The following is a 15,069-nucleotide window of genomic DNA, read 5'->3' as shown; positions in this document are numbered from 1 at the left end:
CTAGTCGGCGCTTTGCCAGCGCAGGATCACGGTAAGAGTGTTGTGGCTCTCACTGAGCGCAAACTGGTCAGTAGCGAGCGGACAGTGAGGGGGAGAGCTATCACCGTCGCTGCCAGCGTTACCTCGCTGCGCATTGGGGCAAGTGCTCACATCGCAGCCAATGCGAATGGCATCGGCCCGTGCTCGGGCTAGGATGGCGGCGGGAATATTGCCAATCGCGCAAACTGCATCGGCTTCGCCCAGCATGCGTGACTGCCGGACGGTCAAGTCTTCCGGATCTGCGCTGGAAATGACGAATTCTGCCGTTTCGCTGCTTTGCGCCTCAAGCGCGCTGTCGAGCCATTCACCCACGCGCTCAGGCGATTCGGCGACCAGGGCGTCCAATGCACCGCCCTCTCGCAAGGCCTCATCCAAGGCTCGCCGTCTGTCGCCGCCATCGGGAAACTGCTCGCGCAGCTTGGCGCGCGCCGCGAACAGGGCCTCGGCCAATTTCCCGAGGCCCTGCGGCAAGGTCCGCTCCAGTCTCAGCCTGATGTGTTTTGCAAGACCCGCGGATGCGCCGCCGGTTCCGACCGCAATCAAGACCGGGTTGCGGTCGAGTATGCTCGGCGTGGTGAAATCGCACAGATCAGGCTTGTCGACCACATTCACGATCATCCCGGCACAGCGCAGGTTGATGGCGGCCACTTCGCACGCCTTCGCATCATCGTACGCGACAAAGGCGATACGCACGCCTTCATCCACCGCTTGGGCCATATCATCAATGATGATCCCGCCTGCCCGTTCGACCAGGCGGCGCTTGGGCTCCGCCGCATCGCCTTCGCCCAGAACCAACACCTTTTGTCCGGCAATGCGGTGAAATAGGGGAAGGCTCTGAAGTTCGCTCATCGGGCTTGGCTACTCAAGCAAGCCAGTCGGGAACGCGCTCGGCATCCATAATCGCGCCCGCATCGATCCGGTCGGCGACGACGGCGAACTTGTCGCCATCGACCAAAACCTCAGCCACAAAGCCGCGCGAATTGTAGCTTGAGGCCATGGTTGCGCCATAGGCACCGGCTGTGCGGAACACAGCGAGTTCGCCGCTTGCCATTTCATCGCACTCGCGGCCCATGGCAAAGGTGTCGCCGGTTTCGCAGATCGGGCCAACGATATTGGCGGTCATTTGTGATCCGCCCGGCTCAACCGCTTCGAAGTGGTGATATGCACCGTATAGCGCAGGGCGCGCGAGGTCATTCATCGCCGCATCGACGATGACGAACGGATTGTTGAGCCCGCGCTTCACGCGCACCACTCGGGTCAGCAAGACGCCTGCATTGCCCGCGATCACACGGCCCGGTTCAAAGATCAGCTTCACGCCCCAGTCCTTCGTCACCCTGGCAACCATTGCGCCATATTCGGCAGGAGGGGGCAGTTCTTCACCCTTTCGGTATGGCACGCCCAGGCCGCCGCCGAGGTCGACATGGGTGATGTTGTGGCCCGCACCGCGCAGCGCTTTGACCAGCTCGCCCAGCTTCTCAAAGGCGCGCTCCAGCGGGGCGATATCTGCTAGCTGGCTGCCAATGTGGACGGCAACACTGCGCATGTTCACGCCGGGCGAATGGGCAAGTTTGCCAAAGATTTGGCCAGCCTGATCGATCGGCACGCCAAATTTGTTATCCGCTTTGCCGGTGGAGATCTTGTCATGCGTACCGGCATCGACATCCGGGTTGATGCGCAGCGCGCAATCGGCCGTCATCCCCATGCTTTCAGCGACTTCGGCGAGCTCGACGCCTTCTTCTTCGCTTTCAATGTTGAACTGGCCAATGCCCAGTTTGAGCCCAGCAGCCAGCTCGGCGCGGGTCTTTCCTACTCCTGAGAAGACGATCATCTCGGGCGCCATACCGGCGGCAAGTGCGCGCCGGACCTCGCCAATCGAAACACAATCCGCGCCGTAGCCCTGACGCTGCAACACTTTGAGCACGGCAAGGTTGGGATTGGCTTTGACCGCGAAGGCGATCAGCTTGTCTGGTACGCCGCCTAGCGCCTCGCGAAAGACGCGGGCATGGCGCTCTAACGTAGCGCGTGAATAGACATAGACGGGTGTGCCAACCTCATCCGCGATCCGCGGCAAGGGTACGTCTTCGGCATGCATCACGCCGTCTTTGAGGGCAAAATGGTCCATATTTCGTGTGCTTTATTCAGGGGGAGATCAAACGGGTCGTCTTCGCGCTCTTCCGAGCGGCGGCGCAGCTCCACGCTGCGTTCTGGCGCAGCGAGGGCATCGCGTTCCAGCAATTCTTCTGCGTTCGGCGGGGTTTCAGCGCCGCGCGGGGCAACCGGTAGGCTCGCACCTTGCGGAGGGTTCAGGTCTCCGCGGGCGCCGCATGCACCGAGCGCGATCAGCAATGGGATCATGATCAATTTTTGCATTATTCATCCATCCCTAGCTCGGCGCGGGCGCGTTTCACTTGCGTTCTTACCTGCTCTGGCGCGGTCCCGCCATAGGAAGCGCGCGCTGCAACCGATGCGTCTACCGAGAGGGCCGTAAACACGCGCTCATCGATCCGCGTATCGATTTCGCGCAGATCCTCTAGGGGCAATTCATCAAGCGCGCAGCCGCGCGTCTCCGCCAGCTTTACGGCTGCGCCGGTGATATGATGCGCCTCGCGGAACGGAATGTCGGCCTCTGTCACCAGCCAGTCTGCCAGATCGGTCGCCGTGGCATAGCCAAGCTCTGCGGCCTGGCGCATGCGCTCCGTCTTGAACGTGCTGCCCGCGACCATGCCGGTCATCGCCGCGATGCTGAGCGCCATCAGGCTGGCGGCCTCGAACACGGGCGGTTTGTCGTCCTGCATATCCTTGGAATAGGCAAGCGGTAGGCCCTTCATCGTCACCATCAGGGCCGTGGTGCAGCCGATCACACGGCCTGCATGGCCGCGCACCAGCTCTGCGGCATCGGGGTTCTTCTTCTGCGGCATGATCGAGCTGCCCGTGGATAGCGCATCGGCCATGGTGACGAAGCCAAAGGGCTGGCTCGCCCACAGTATAAACTCCTCGGCGAGGCGCGAGAGATGCACTGCGCAGGTTGATGCAGCGAACAGGAAATCCATCGCAAAATCCCGGTCCGACACGGCATCAAGGGAATTCGCGGTTGGACGGTCAAAGCCCAGCGCATTCGCGGTCATATCGCGGTCGAGCGGAAAGCCTGTTCCCGCCAGTGCGGCCGAGCCAAGCGGGCTTTCATTGAGGCGCACACGGGCATCCGCGAGGCGCGAGCGATCGCGCCGCAGCATCTCGTAATAGGCCATCAGATGGTGGCCAAGCGTCACAGGCTGCGCGGTTTGCAGATGGGTAAAGCCGGGCATCACACTGCCTGCGTGCTCATCAGCGCGGTTCACCAGAGCGCGCTGCAACTCCGCGAGCCCTGCGTCCATTTGGTCAAACGCCTCACGCACCCACAGTTTGAAATCGGTCGCGACCTGATCATTGCGGCTGCGCGCGGTGTGGAGGCGGCCGGCGACTGGCCCGATCAGCTCGGTCAGGCGCGCCTCCACCGTCATGTGGATGTCTTCTAGGCTCCAGTCTTCCGGAACCCCGTCGCGCTCATATTCCGCTGCGATGGTTTGGAGGCCGCCGTCAATGGCCTCTGCGTCTTCGGCGCTCACGATCCCCTGCGCCGCTAGCATGGCGACATGGGCGCGGCTGCCAGCAATATCTTGCCGCCACAGCGCTTTGTCGAACGGGATCGAGGCATTGATTTCGCGCATGATCGCACTAGGTCCATCTGAGAACCTGCCGCCCCACATCGTGTTGGATTTGCTCATGTCGCTTCGTTCGCCGTTCTTTGCTTTGGCTGCACTGATGCCTTTGGTGCTGCCTCTTGCCGCCTGCGATAGTGCGCAGAGCGATGGCGCGCAACAACAGGGTGAATTGACGGGTGAAAAGCAGAGCTTGCCCGACGGTGAAGTAGGCGAGATTGACCGTACGCAAGCGGGCACTCAGCCGCCCGCTTTGTCGTTCAGCGATGCGGAGGGGAACACGCTCGATCTCGGCGCGCTCGATGGTCAGCCGGTGATTGTGAACCTGTGGGCAACGTGGTGCGCCCCGTGCGTCACCGAAATGCCCTCGCTCGACAATCTGGCGAGCGAGGTGGGCGATGACTTGCGGGTGATCACGATCAGCCAGGATATACGCGGGGCCGATTTGGTAACGCCGTTCTTCGCCAAATATGACTTCGCCAATCTGGAGCCTTGGCTGGATACGCAGGGCACGCTGGACCGTGCGCTCGATAATGGCGGGGTCTTGCCGCTAACGATTCTGTTTGACGGAGAGGGACGCGAAATATTGCGCGTGAAGGGCGGCTATCATTGGGACAGCGAAGATGCGCTGGCGCTGATCTCTGAGGAAATTGCCGAGTAATCGGGCGCGGAGAGGCCAAGCGAGGCCAGTGGCCAGCCAAACAGTCCCGACATCAGCAGTGATTGGATACGCGAGATCGGCCAAATCTGAGAAATCGGCGCAAGCACCCGGTCCCGCAGCAGCGGCTTATACTTGCCATCCGATTGATAAAGCGGGGTGAAGAAGGCTGTGACCCATTGATAGAGGTCAACATGATCCCGCCGCCATGACACGGCAAGCCGCAGTTTTTCATCAAGCGTGCGGCCCTCGGCCAGCCCGCGTTTAAGCGACCAGGCATCGAGCAGCGCCATATTCGCGCCTTGGCCCAATTGCGGGCTAGCGGAATGCCATGCATCGCCAATCATGATCATGCGCTCACCAACCGGACGCTTGGCCGTGCGATGGGCGTAGCGCGCAAAGGTCAGCTGATCGCGCGAGGTAATGCGGGCAAGCAGCGCCTTTGTTTCGGGCCAAAGCGCGCGCACCTCGGCCTTCCATTCGTCCAGCGGAGTCTCGCGCCATTTCGGGTAATCAGAGACCTTGAGCGACCAGAAAAAGGCCGCCTCTGGCGAGGTATCGGCGCTGCGCGCGCCAATCGGGAGTACGCCAACCATTTGCGCCGCCCGGCGATAGCGCTGCTCGAGTAGGCCCATATCAAACGGATCACCCGGCTCCAGCGGCAGGCTCGCCCATAGAGCACCAAACTCTAGGATATTCTTGAGAGCTGGATCAAACACGCTCGACCAACCGCTGGCATCGACGACAAGATCAAATTCTTCCGATTCGCTGCCATCGTCAAAGGTCAGGCGCCGCCCGCTATTGCTAAGCGTGCTGCCAGTGATTGCGCGGCCGGTTTTGATTGCGATGCCATCACTCTGGACGGCGCGGTAAAGCACATCGAACAGGCTAGCGCGGTGAATCCCAATGCCAAAGGCACCGGGAAGGCCCAATTGATCGTAATGCGCATCGAGCGCGGTGCGGCCATGCTCTACCAGACCCTTCAGTGCATGAATCCGCGAGCCGCGCGCCGCGACTTGGCCGGCCAGTCCTAGCTGCGACAGCACGGCCAGCCCCGTGGGTTGGATCATCAGGCCAGAGCCAACCGGGCCGGGCTCGTCAAATTGATCAAACAGGCAGACGCGGTGCCCGTCGCGGTGCAGCATCAGCGCAGCTGCCAGGCCCGCCGGTCCGCATCCCGCAATAGCAATTGTGTGCCCCATCATGGGAACACGCCTTGCCGCTAATCGGCGTTCACGTCGAGAATTTTTGGCGTGAGAATTTTGGATGGGTCCGCATCATTTTGAGCCGCAAAATGATGGTGGGCGATGACAGGCTCGAACTGCCGACCCTCTCGGTGTAAACGAGATGCTCTACCAACTGAGCTAATCGCCCGTTCCGTTGAACGGAAGAGGCGCTTCTAGCGGGCATTTCTTGAAAATCAATTGCTATGTGGTGTGAAAATGCATTGAGCGCTATTTGCCCTCGGTATGAGCACCCCAAATATCACTGTTTTGGCCACCGGCGGCACGATCGCTGGCGAGGCAGATAGCGCGACTCGGCACGATTATCGTCCCGGTCAGATCGGAATCGGCGATTTTCTGGCCCGAGTCGAAACTTTGGGCATTGATGCGCATCTGACCGGCCAGCAGGTCGCCAATATCGGCTCTGAGGATATGAGCCCGGCGATCTGGGCGCAGCTGCATAATGCATGTGTGGCCGCGATGGACGATCCTGATTGCACCGGAGTGATCATCACCCATGGCACCGACACGGTCGAGGAAACCGCCTTTCTGCTCGACCTGACATTGCCGACGCATAAACCGGTGGTTCTGGTCGGCGCGATGCGGCCTGCCAATGCGGTCGGTTATGACGGCCTGCGCAATTTCGCCAATGCGATGCGGGTGGCGGCCGATCTTGATGCGGCTGGGCGCGGTGTCCTGGTGGTGATGGGCGACCGAGTGTTTGCCGCGCGTGATATCCGCAAGAGCCGTACGCGCGGCACCGACGCGTTTCAGGGCTTTCCGCGCGGATCGATTGCGCTCGTCACTCCAAGTGCGCTTGATTGGTTTGGCGCGCCTTGGCGCGTGGGTGCGAACGCTCGCTTTGTGTTCACCACCGATCTGCCGGATGTGCCAATCCTGTTTGTCCATGCTGCCATGACGCCGGATTATGTCGAGCGATTGGTGACCGCCGAAACGCGCGGCTTGGTCGTGGCTGGGCTGGGTGAGGGCAATATGCCGGATGCGGTGCGCAGCGCTTTGGTCGATCTTGCAGCGAGAGGCATGCCGATCGTCCGCGCGAGCCGTCTGGATGAAGGTCTCGTCGACCGCGAGCCAGAAGATGATGAGAACAAATTTATCGCTGCGCGCGCGCTCAATCCGCAAAAGGCGCGGATCCTGCTGCAAATGCTAATCGCGGCAGGAACGACTGAACCCGCCGCGATTCAAGCTGAGTACGATAATCCCTAACAATCCCGTTCGCCCTGAGCCGGCCTAAGGGCTGCACTTCTTTCTCTGAGCAGTTACCCGAAGAAAATGCAGTGCTTCGACAAGCTCAGCGCAAACGACTCTTTGATTTGGTTCCTACCCCTGCGGCGTAACCAGATACTTCTCGCCAGTTTTCATCTGGCGATAATCAAGGATCGCGTCCTTGGTCAGCATCTCTTCCAAAGACACTTTTTCCTTATAGTGGCTGGAGAAAGTCGTGGTGAGGTTCTGCAAAACGCGCGTGCGCATTTTGACCACTGTTTCCATGCCAGCCTGTTGCAAGAACGGCGTCAGCAGCCAACCCGACAATGTCCAGCCAAAGCCATAGCTAGGCGTCAGGATCGTGGGACCAAAATCCAACCGGCCATAGATAAACATGCGTTTTGCCTGTTCAGAGCCATAACGCGAAAATTCGGTCATTTTCGAAACCGCAACTTGTTCCATCGCCTTAAAGACAGTGTCGGTTGCCTGACCCCCGCCGATGGGGTCAAATCCATAGAACGCATCGGCTGCGTCAATCGCTGCGCGCAATTGTGCCATGAAATCATCATCCGATGAATTCACGACATGCTTTGCACCTTGGTCTTTTAGCATCGCGACATTGTCTGAACTGCGCACGATATTGACCAACTCGATCCCATCTTCGATGCAAATCCGATTGAGCATTTGGCCAAGGTTGGATGCCGCCGCTGTGTGAATGATCGCCTTTTGACCGTCCTTTTTTGCATTTTCGACAAAGCCCAATGCAGTCATTGGATTTACAAAGCTGGAGGCCCCTTGTTCGCACGTGTGATCGCCCAGCGGCAGACACATCATCGCATCGGCAATTGCATATTGGCTAAAAGCATTGCCGGGAACGCAGGCCACTCGCTGGCCCATCAGACCCTTCGCCATGTCGCCATCACCAGTTGCAATTACGGTGCCCGCGCCTTCATTGCCCGCAGGCAGGCGCTGGCCATGGCGCCCGCGCTGACCCGACAGGAATGGCTCTGGCATTTGCGCCACAACTTTACCGTGAGAATATTCTGCATTCTCAAAATCAGCCGCGCTGGTCAAGATCGCGAGGTCCGATGGGTTGATCGGGGCCGCTTCCATCTTGACCAGCACTTGGTTGCCGGTCGGCTCTGGGAAGCTCGCTTCCGCGATTTCGACGGTCAGTGCGCCTCCCGCATCGAGCGTTGTGAAAAGCTGTTTACCAGTGGTCGTCATGGGGGTCTCTCCTTGATTGCTTTGAAGGCTTGGCTAGGCCAGCGATGCGCGCTTGGCTAGGGTGACGTTGCGTAAGGCAGCGCAAGAGAGTTCAATCGCCGGTGGGATAGATCGCCTCAACGAAATAGAGCCCATGCGGCGGCGCGTTATAGCCCAATCTCTGGCGGTCCCGTGCGGCCAATGCCTCGGCGACTTCGTCCTCTGCCCAGGTTCCCATACCGACCAGCTTGAGACAGCCGACCATGGAGCGGACCTGATGATGGAGGAAGCTGCGCGCGGCCGCATGCACATGAATTTCCGGGCCCAATTCTGTCGTGGCCCGCTTCACTTCGAGCAGGTCGAGCGTTTTTACCGGATCTTTCGCTTGGCACCTGACGGAGCGGAATGTGGTGAAGTCATGCTTACCGATCAGAGCTTGGGCCGCGCGCTGCATCGCCTCCACATCAAGCTCAGGGCCAACCTGCCAGGCGCGGTTGCGGCCAAAGGTCAGCGGCGCCCGGCGGTTGATGATGCGGTAAAGATAGCGCCGCCCGGTGCAGGAAAAGCGCGCATGCCAATCCTCGTCCACTTCTTCGCAGGCAGTGACGGCAATCGGATGAGGGCGCAATTGCCCGTTCAGCGCCTCCATGAAGCGGAAGGGGGTGAAGTCCTTCTCAATATCTATATGGCTGCGCATGGCGAGCGCATGGACGCCCGTGTCTGTCCGCCCGGCGCTGAGCAATTGTGCGTCTTCGCCGGTTATCCGGTGCGCGGCCTCTTCGACGGCCTGCTGCACGCTCGGCCCATGCTTTTGCCGCTGCAGCCCTTGGTAAGGCGAGCCATCAAATTCTAGAGTCAGCGCAAACCGGGTCACGTCAGGAGTGTGCCCTTTGCTACCGTGCGACCGCGCAAGAAGTCTTCGCGATCCATCGCTGGTTTGCCAGCGCGCTGAAGCCGGACAGGGCGCAATGCGCCATTTCCGCATGCGACTGCGAGATCGTCGTCGAGTACCTCGCCCGCTGTTCCCGAACCTTCGCACGCCTCGGCTCGCAGCAGCTTCACGCGCTCGCCGGTCAATTCGAACCAAGCACCGGGGAAGGGGGCCAGACCGTGAACATGGTTCACTAAGTCAGCGGCAGGCCTCGACCAATCGATCCGCGCCTCTGCCTTGTCGATCTTGGGCGCATAGATCGCCGCGTCATCATCCTGCACTTGCGGTGTGATGTTCGGCAGGTCAGCGAGCACTTCGATCATCGCATTGGCCCCAAGCTCGGCCAGCTCCTCGGTCAATTCGCCGGTTGTCTTGTCCGAAACAGGCGTGGTCACTTTGGAAAGCATCGGGCCGGTGTCTAGCCCAGCCTCCATCTGCATGATTGTGACCCCGGTCTGCTCATCCCCCGCCATAACCGCGCGGTGGATCGGCGCGGCCCCGCGCCAACGCGGCAGCAGCGAGGCATGGATATTGAGGCAGCCATGCGTCGGCGCATTCAGCACGATTTGCGGCAGGATCAGACCGTAAGCCGCCACCACGGCTACCTCTGCGCCGATTGCTGCAAACTCCGCGCGCGCCTCGTCCGATTTCAGTGATTTGGGATGGCGCACTGTAAGGCCCAATGCCTCCGCCTTCTGCTGCACCGGCGATGGGCGCAGCTTTTTGCCGCGGCCAGCTGGGCGGGGCGGCTGAGTGTAAACACATGCCACTTGATGCCCGGCTTCATGCAGAGCGGCCAAGGCTGGCACCGCAAAATCGGGCGTTCCCATAAAAATTATGCGCATGGACACGTGCCCCGGCCTTTCTCAAACTTCGCCAAGCCCCTATCTCTCTGCCCATGGCATCGCAAGAGATCGAAGCGCTCTCCAGCACATTGGCCCGGCTTCCCGGGCTTGGGCCGCGTTCTGCACGCCGCGCTGTGCTGTGGCTGGTGAAGAACCGGGAACAGGCGCTGCCTGCTCTGCTCGATGCGCTCGGCGCAGTTAGCGAGACATTGGTCGAATGCGCGACCTGCGGCAATGTCGACACGAGCGACCCTTGCGGCATTTGCGCAGATTATCGGCGCGATGCAAAATCTCTTTGCGTGGTGGAGGACGTCGCCGATGTCTGGGCGCTCGACCGGGCGCGGCTGTTTTCAGGGCGCTATCATGTGCTGGGCGGGCGCTTATCTGCGCTTGATGGTATCGGCCCAGAAGACCTCAACATAACCGATCTGCTCACCCGCCTGGAGGGCGGCGAGGTTGACGAGGTTGTGCTGGCGATGAATGCCACGCTGGAGGGGCAAACCACCGCGCATTACATTGCGGAGCGGCTGGAGCCCTTTGGTCTACGGATCACGCAGCTGGCGCATGGCCTGCCCGTGGGCGGAGAGCTGGATTATCTCGACGAAGGGACGCTGGCTCAGGCGCTTCGTGCAAGGCGCCCTGTAGACTAGGCTTGCGAGCGGCGCGCGCGGACACTAAATCACCCTCATGGCTATTCGTGAAATCCTAGAAGTGCCGGATCCCCGGCTCAAAATCGTGTCTGAACCTGTCACAGAGTTCGATGACGAATTGAAAACCCTCGTCGCTGACATGTTTGAGACGATGTATGATGCGCCGGGCATTGGCCTGGCCGCGATCCAAGTCGGCGTGCCTAAACGCCTGCTGGTGATTGATCTGCAAGAGCCAGATATGGATGCAGAACCGGAAGAATGCGGCCACGATCACGGCGATGGCCAGGGCTCTCACAAGTATTATCCAGTAAAGAAAGAACCGCGCGTTTTCGTGAACCCGGAAATTCTCGATCCGGCAGAAGAGCTGGCCACCTATCAGGAAGGTTGTCTTTCCGTTCCAGAGATTTACGCCGATGTAGATCGTCCCGCGACATGCCGCGTGCGCTATCAGGATGTCGAGGGTAACACCCACGAGGAATCGCTCGAAGGCATGATGGCGACCTGCATCCAGCACGAAATGGACCACCTCGAAGGCATCCTGTTTATCGACCACCTCTCACGCCTGAAGCGCAGCATGGCGCTGAAGAAGCTGAAGAAGATCAGGCAGGCGGCTTAGAAGATCGGCCTGATGGGGATGTTTGAAGATATCGCCAGTGGGTTCGTGATCCTCATGATTGGGTCACTTTTGTGGATTGCGGCTGGCTTTCTGCTCGACTCTGCAACTAAGTCGCGAGCGGATGATGATGAGCCACGTTCTAGAGTATCTTACCTAGCCATCGGAATTGGTTGGCTGCTGCTGGTCGGGGCATGGGCGTACGAGTCCTGGACTGCCTATAATGACGAGCCTCGCGATTGGTTATGGATTGCCCTCGCAGCGGCTGCCTCCCTAGTGGCCCTTGTGGTAAGCATTCGTTCCTTTCGCGAGGCAAAGCAGATTGCATAACCCCCAAGTTTCGTAAAAGTTCGGCTGGCGTTCCCCGTCCGTTCCGCATAAGGTTACACGATGGATACGACCCTTCTCGCCATTATCACTCTTATTCTCGGCCTGCTGGTCGGCGGCGGCGCGGCGTGGTTTTTTGCCTCGCGTCCGGCAACAGAGTTGCGTGAGCGGCTGAGCGAGAAAGAGGGCGAGTTTAAGCAGGCAATCGCGGAATTGGGCGAGGCGCGCATTGAGGTCTCGGCGCTTGGGGAGAGGGCTGCGCGAGCAAACGGCCTCGCGAGCGATCTGGACAGGCTGCGCGAGGAAAACTCGGGGCTAAAGGCGCAAGCCGCGACCTTTGCCGAGCAGAAACGTTTGCTGGAGGAATCGCGCGGGGCGCTGCTGAAAGAATTTGAGAACACCGGTGCTGCTGTGCTGGGCAAGGCGCAAGAGGCATTTCTGCGCCGGGCAGAAGAGCGCTTCAAGCAATCGGAAGAAACCGGCGAGGCCAAGATCAAATCGCTGTTGCAACCGGTTGGCGAGCGGCTCGAAAAATACGAACGCCAGGTGGAGACGCTGGAGAAGCAGCGGGTTGACGCCTTTGGGCAGTTAAACGGCCTGATCCAATCCATGCGCGAAGGGCAGGAAGAGGTCCGGCGCGAGGCGCAGCGGCTCGGCAATTCATTGACCAACGCCCCGAAAGCTCGCGGGCGCTGGGGTGAGCGGGCGCTGCAGAATGTGCTGGAGCAATGCGGGCTCGCGGAGCACACCGACTTTCACCTTGAGCAATCGATGGAGACCGACAGCGGCCGCCTGCGTCCCGACGCGATCATCAATGTGCCAGGGCAAAAGAAGCTGGTGATCGATGCAAAAGTGTCGCTCAATGCTTATCAGGCCGCATTTGAGGCCGAGGACGACAGCGAACGCGCGCGGCACCTCGATCTGCACACTAAGAGCATGCGCAATCACGTGCAGACGCTCGGTTCGAAAAGCTATCAGAGCCAGTTCGAGGACGCGCCCGATTATGTCGTGATGTTCGTGCCGGGCGAGCACTTCGTTGCCGCCGCGTTAGAGCACGATCCAGAGCTGTGGGATTTTGCGTTCAGCAACAAGGTGCTGCTTGCCACCCCGACCAATTTAGTGGCGATTGCTCGCACTGTCGCGCAGGTATGGCGGCAGGACAAGATGGCAGGCGAAGCGCAGGAAATCGGCAAGCTGGGCGCGGAGTTGTATGACCGGCTGCGGGTTGCGGCAGAGCATATGAAGCGTGTTGGCGGAGGCCTTGAAACGGCAGTTGCGAATTACAACAAGTTTGTCGGCAGTTTTGAGCGCAATGTGCTCACATCGGGCAAGCGCTTGGCCGATAAAGGCATTGAGATCGGCAAGCGCGAGATTGAAGAAGTGCCGCTGGTTGAAAGCGCGCCGCGTTATAACGCGCAGGATGCAGCAAATGTGCCTGATGATCTCGGTACGCTCGATGACAAACGCGATGCGGCGGAATAGCTGAGCCTTCCAAATCAAGGCCATCCATCCCGTTCGTGGACACTTGCTTCAAAAGCAACACAGGATGTTGCCAAACCCCAAACACCTGCCTAGGCCTCTCGGCGCCCAAAGACGGGATATGAAGGGGATTAATAGATGAAAAAGACAAATCTTTTCGCGGTAGCAACCGCAGCAGCTCTGACACTTTCAGCATGTGGCGGCGAAGCAACCGACGCACCTGCAGAAGGCGCAGCGGAAGAAACCACAGAAGCCACTGAAACCGCAGCCGCTGAAGAGTGCAACGAAGAGACCCTGGTCGCTAAGGCAACCGAAGTTGGCGAGAAAATGAAAGAGCTCGCTAACGATCCAGAAGCAATGCAAGCCATGGCTGCCAAGCTTCAAGAAGTTCAAGCGCAAGCTCAGGAAGAAGGCTACGACGTAGCTGCTGCATGTGCAGTTTATGATGAGATGCTTGCTGAAGGCTAAGCGCTCATCACATTGAGTATCGCATCGGCGAGGCAGAGCTAGGTTCTGTCTCGCCGATTTGCTTTGGGGAAGGGCGCGTGTGCGGCGTCCTCTTATTCGGTTCTAATCTTCCAGCCCGGCCAGCACCTCATAGGCCAGCACTGCGCCCGCGACCGCTGCATTGAGCGAATCGGCGCGGCCTCGCATGGGCATGGTCACCCGCAAATCGCACTCCGCCTCATAAGCCTCCGGCAAGCCTTGGGATTCGTTGCCCACCAGGATGAAGCAGGGATTGCAGTAGTCAGCACTGCGATAAGGCACGGCATCTCTCAAGGATGCTGCCACCAATTGGCCCTCTCTGCCTCTCAGCCATGGAAGAAACTCCTCCCACCGCGCCTGGGCGATTCCTTGCGTGAACACGGCGCCCATGCTGGCGCGCACGGCCTCCGCGCTGAACGGGTCGGCGCAATCGTCAATCAGGATCAAGCCGCCCGCGCCAACCGCATCACAAGTCCTCAGCATGGTACCCAAATTGCCGGGATCGCGCAGGTCCTGCGCCACCATCCAAATTGGCGCAGCGGCGCGGTCTAATGCGCTCAAGGATGTGTCGAACTGGGCAAACATGCCGACGACGCTCTGCGCGTTGGATTTGCCGGTGATCTTGGTCAGGATGTCGGGCGTGGTAGTGATGATCTCACCGCCCGCGGCGAGCACGTCATTTTCCAGCGCATCGAGCAAGCTATGCTGATCGCGCGCCTCCGCCATCACCAAAGTGCGCGGAATATGGCCGCATTCGCGCGCGTCGGTCAGCAGGCGCAGACCCTCCGCCAAGAATTGCCCGGAGCGTTTGCGATGCTTCTTATCGCGCAGTGAACGTATATATTTGACCGTGGCATTGGAGAACCCGGTGATGTGCTTGCGACCGGGTTCGAATGTGTCATTTGCGGTGTCAGGCATTGGCCCGCTCACTCCTCGCCAAAGCCGTCTCCGACGAGCGCGCACAATTCCTCAAGCACGGCTTCGGCGCTGTCGCCTTCGACGATTAGGTCGACGCTGTCGCCTTTGGCCGCGCCCAGCATCATCAGGCCGAGGATAGAACCGCCAGCAGCTTCGTTGCCGTCTTTGGCAACGCGCACTTTGACGCCTTCAGGAAGCGCAGCGACTGCTCCTACAAACTTAGCGCTAGCCCGCGCATGCAGGCCGCGCTGATTGACAATTTCCATGGTGCGGCGAGTTTCGGTCATGCTTGCGCCTTACTCGGCTTAGCGTCGTCTCCAAGCAGCTCACTGGCGACGGTTATATAATTGCGGCCAGCCTCTTGCGCTGCATGGACGGCCTCGCGCACGTCCATTTTGCCGCGTGCCCCAGCGAGACGGATCAGCATGGGCAAATTGATCCCTGCGATCACTTCCACCTTGCCGCTATCGAGCAGCGAAATGGCAAGATTTGACGGCGTGCCACCGAACAAGTCGGTCAGGATGATAACGCCGCTGCCGCTTTCAACGGTTGTGATTGCTTCGGCGATATCCTGACGCCTCTGCTCCATATCGTCATTGGGACCAATGCAAACCGTCGCGATGCTTTCCTGAGGACCAACAACGTGCTCCATCGCATCGACAAATTGCTCCGCAAGACGGCCGTGGGTGACCAGAATCAAACCAATCATGTGTGAAGTCCGGGTCCGTTCGTTACCTGCGGCGCGGGGCATTGAGACAGCAATGCCGAG

At 59.8% G+C, this 15,069-nt stretch carries 18 protein-coding genes and 1 tRNA gene; 7 read left to right on the top strand and 12 right to left on the bottom strand.

All coding sequences use genetic code 11. The annotated features are described in order from the left end of the window. Genes AC0V6M_RS01525 through argH form a run of 4 tightly spaced genes read right to left on the bottom strand, consistent with a single transcriptional unit; the run spans position 1 to position 3,785 of the window. Complete coding sequence (locus AC0V6M_RS01525; RefSeq protein ID WP_486137102.1) at positions 1 to 888, bottom strand: precorrin-2 dehydrogenase/sirohydrochlorin ferrochelatase family protein; 888 nt, start codon at positions 886 to 888, stop codon at positions 1 to 3. Between the two features lie 13 nt (positions 889 to 901). Beyond that, complete coding sequence (gene lysA / locus AC0V6M_RS01520; RefSeq protein ID WP_486137101.1) at positions 902 to 2,161, bottom strand: diaminopimelate decarboxylase; 1,260 nt, start codon at positions 2,159 to 2,161, stop codon at positions 902 to 904. Next, positions 2,131 to 2,409, bottom strand: a complete 279-nt coding sequence (locus AC0V6M_RS01515; RefSeq protein WP_486137100.1) for a hypothetical protein — start codon at positions 2,407 to 2,409, stop codon at positions 2,131 to 2,133. Before AC0V6M_RS01515 ends, lysA begins: the two co-directional genes overlap by 31 nt. Further along, on the bottom strand, positions 2,409 to 3,785 hold the full coding sequence (argH, locus tag AC0V6M_RS01510) for an argininosuccinate lyase (RefSeq protein ID WP_486139551.1): 1,377 nt from the start codon (positions 3,783 to 3,785) through the stop codon (positions 2,409 to 2,411). The genes AC0V6M_RS01515 and argH overlap by 1 nt, the downstream gene beginning before the upstream one ends. A gap of 16 nt (positions 3,786 to 3,801) precedes the next feature. Here argH and AC0V6M_RS01505 point away from each other — a divergent pair, with 16 nt between their 5' ends. Continuing rightward, positions 3,802 to 4,398, top strand: coding sequence for a TlpA family protein disulfide reductase (locus AC0V6M_RS01505; RefSeq protein WP_486137099.1), 597 nt, complete (start codon positions 3,802 to 3,804; stop codon positions 4,396 to 4,398). Here AC0V6M_RS01505 and AC0V6M_RS01500 read toward each other — a convergent pair. After that, positions 4,344 to 5,600, bottom strand: a complete 1,257-nt coding sequence (locus tag AC0V6M_RS01500) for an FAD-dependent oxidoreductase (RefSeq protein WP_486137098.1) — start codon at positions 5,598 to 5,600, stop codon at positions 4,344 to 4,346. The genes AC0V6M_RS01505 and AC0V6M_RS01500 overlap by 55 nt on opposite strands. 93 nt (positions 5,601 to 5,693) lie before the next feature. Further along, positions 5,694 to 5,769 (bottom strand) — tRNA-Val (locus AC0V6M_RS01495). Between the two features lie 95 nt (positions 5,770 to 5,864). Between AC0V6M_RS01495 and AC0V6M_RS01490 the strand changes: the two genes are divergently transcribed. Next, positions 5,865 to 6,845: an asparaginase gene (locus tag AC0V6M_RS01490; protein ID WP_486137097.1), complete on the top strand. Its 981-nt coding sequence runs from the start codon at positions 5,865 to 5,867 to the stop codon at positions 6,843 to 6,845. A 114-nt stretch (positions 6,846 to 6,959) separates the two neighbouring features. Here AC0V6M_RS01490 and AC0V6M_RS01485 read toward each other — a convergent pair whose 3' ends face one another. The 3 genes from AC0V6M_RS01485 to fmt all read right to left on the bottom strand — a co-directional run bounded on the left by AC0V6M_RS01485 (position 6,960) and on the right by fmt (position 9,827). Beyond that, positions 6,960 to 8,072, bottom strand: a complete 1,113-nt coding sequence (locus AC0V6M_RS01485; protein ID WP_486137096.1) for a zinc-binding dehydrogenase — start codon at positions 8,070 to 8,072, stop codon at positions 6,960 to 6,962. 91 nt (positions 8,073 to 8,163) lie between these two features. Further along, positions 8,164 to 8,925, bottom strand: coding sequence for a tRNA pseudouridine(38-40) synthase TruA (gene truA / locus AC0V6M_RS01480; protein WP_486137095.1), 762 nt, complete (start codon positions 8,923 to 8,925; stop codon positions 8,164 to 8,166). After that, positions 8,922 to 9,827, bottom strand: a complete 906-nt coding sequence (gene fmt / locus AC0V6M_RS01475) for a methionyl-tRNA formyltransferase (protein WP_486137094.1) — start codon at positions 9,825 to 9,827, stop codon at positions 8,922 to 8,924. Before fmt ends, truA begins: the two co-directional genes overlap by 4 nt. 53 nt (positions 9,828 to 9,880) lie before the next feature. Here fmt and recR point away from each other — a divergent pair, with 53 nt between their 5' ends. From recR to AC0V6M_RS01450, 5 genes are all read left to right on the top strand, one after another. Continuing rightward, positions 9,881 to 10,477 carry a recombination mediator RecR gene (gene recR, locus AC0V6M_RS01470; protein WP_486137093.1) on the top strand — a complete coding sequence of 199 codons (597 nt, stop codon included), beginning with the start codon at positions 9,881 to 9,883 and terminating at the stop codon, positions 10,475 to 10,477. Between the two features lie 37 nt (positions 10,478 to 10,514). Continuing rightward, positions 10,515 to 11,093 (top strand): peptide deformylase, encoded by a 579-nt coding sequence (locus AC0V6M_RS01465; RefSeq protein ID WP_486137092.1) that lies wholly within the window; start codon positions 10,515 to 10,517, stop codon positions 11,091 to 11,093. A gap of 18 nt (positions 11,094 to 11,111) precedes the next feature. Continuing rightward, positions 11,112 to 11,420 (top strand): hypothetical protein, encoded by a 309-nt coding sequence (locus AC0V6M_RS01460; protein WP_486137091.1) that lies wholly within the window; start codon positions 11,112 to 11,114, stop codon positions 11,418 to 11,420. Between the two features lie 60 nt (positions 11,421 to 11,480). Beyond that, the gene (locus tag AC0V6M_RS01455; RefSeq protein WP_486137090.1) at positions 11,481 to 12,899 is read left to right on the top strand and encodes a DNA recombination protein RmuC; all 1,419 of its coding nucleotides are present in this window, start codon (positions 11,481 to 11,483) and stop codon (positions 12,897 to 12,899) included. A 135-nt stretch (positions 12,900 to 13,034) separates the two neighbouring features. Next, positions 13,035 to 13,364, top strand: a complete 330-nt coding sequence (locus tag AC0V6M_RS01450) for a hypothetical protein (protein ID WP_486137089.1) — start codon at positions 13,035 to 13,037, stop codon at positions 13,362 to 13,364. 102 nt (positions 13,365 to 13,466) lie between these two features. On the opposite strand, the gene AC0V6M_RS01445 is transcribed toward AC0V6M_RS01450, so the two are convergent. Genes AC0V6M_RS01445 through AC0V6M_RS01435 form a run of 3 tightly spaced genes read right to left on the bottom strand, consistent with a single transcriptional unit; the run spans position 13,467 to position 15,009 of the window. Beyond that, positions 13,467 to 14,300 (bottom strand): TrmH family RNA methyltransferase, encoded by an 834-nt coding sequence (locus tag AC0V6M_RS01445; protein ID WP_486137088.1) that lies wholly within the window; start codon positions 14,298 to 14,300, stop codon positions 13,467 to 13,469. Positions 14,301 to 14,308: 8 nt separating this feature from the next. Next, positions 14,309 to 14,587, bottom strand: coding sequence for an HPr family phosphocarrier protein (locus tag AC0V6M_RS01440; protein ID WP_486137087.1), 279 nt, complete (start codon positions 14,585 to 14,587; stop codon positions 14,309 to 14,311). Then, positions 14,584 to 15,009: a PTS sugar transporter subunit IIA gene (locus tag AC0V6M_RS01435; RefSeq protein ID WP_486137086.1), complete on the bottom strand. Its 426-nt coding sequence runs from the start codon at positions 15,007 to 15,009 to the stop codon at positions 14,584 to 14,586. Before AC0V6M_RS01435 ends, AC0V6M_RS01440 begins: the two co-directional genes overlap by 4 nt. Positions 15,010 to 15,069: the final 60 nt, after the last annotated feature.

The sequence above is a fragment of the Erythrobacter sp. JB3-1 genome (genome assembly GCF_057364995.1).
Note: the sequence above shows the minus strand (reverse complement) of the source record. Positions and strands in the feature narration are given on the sequence as shown.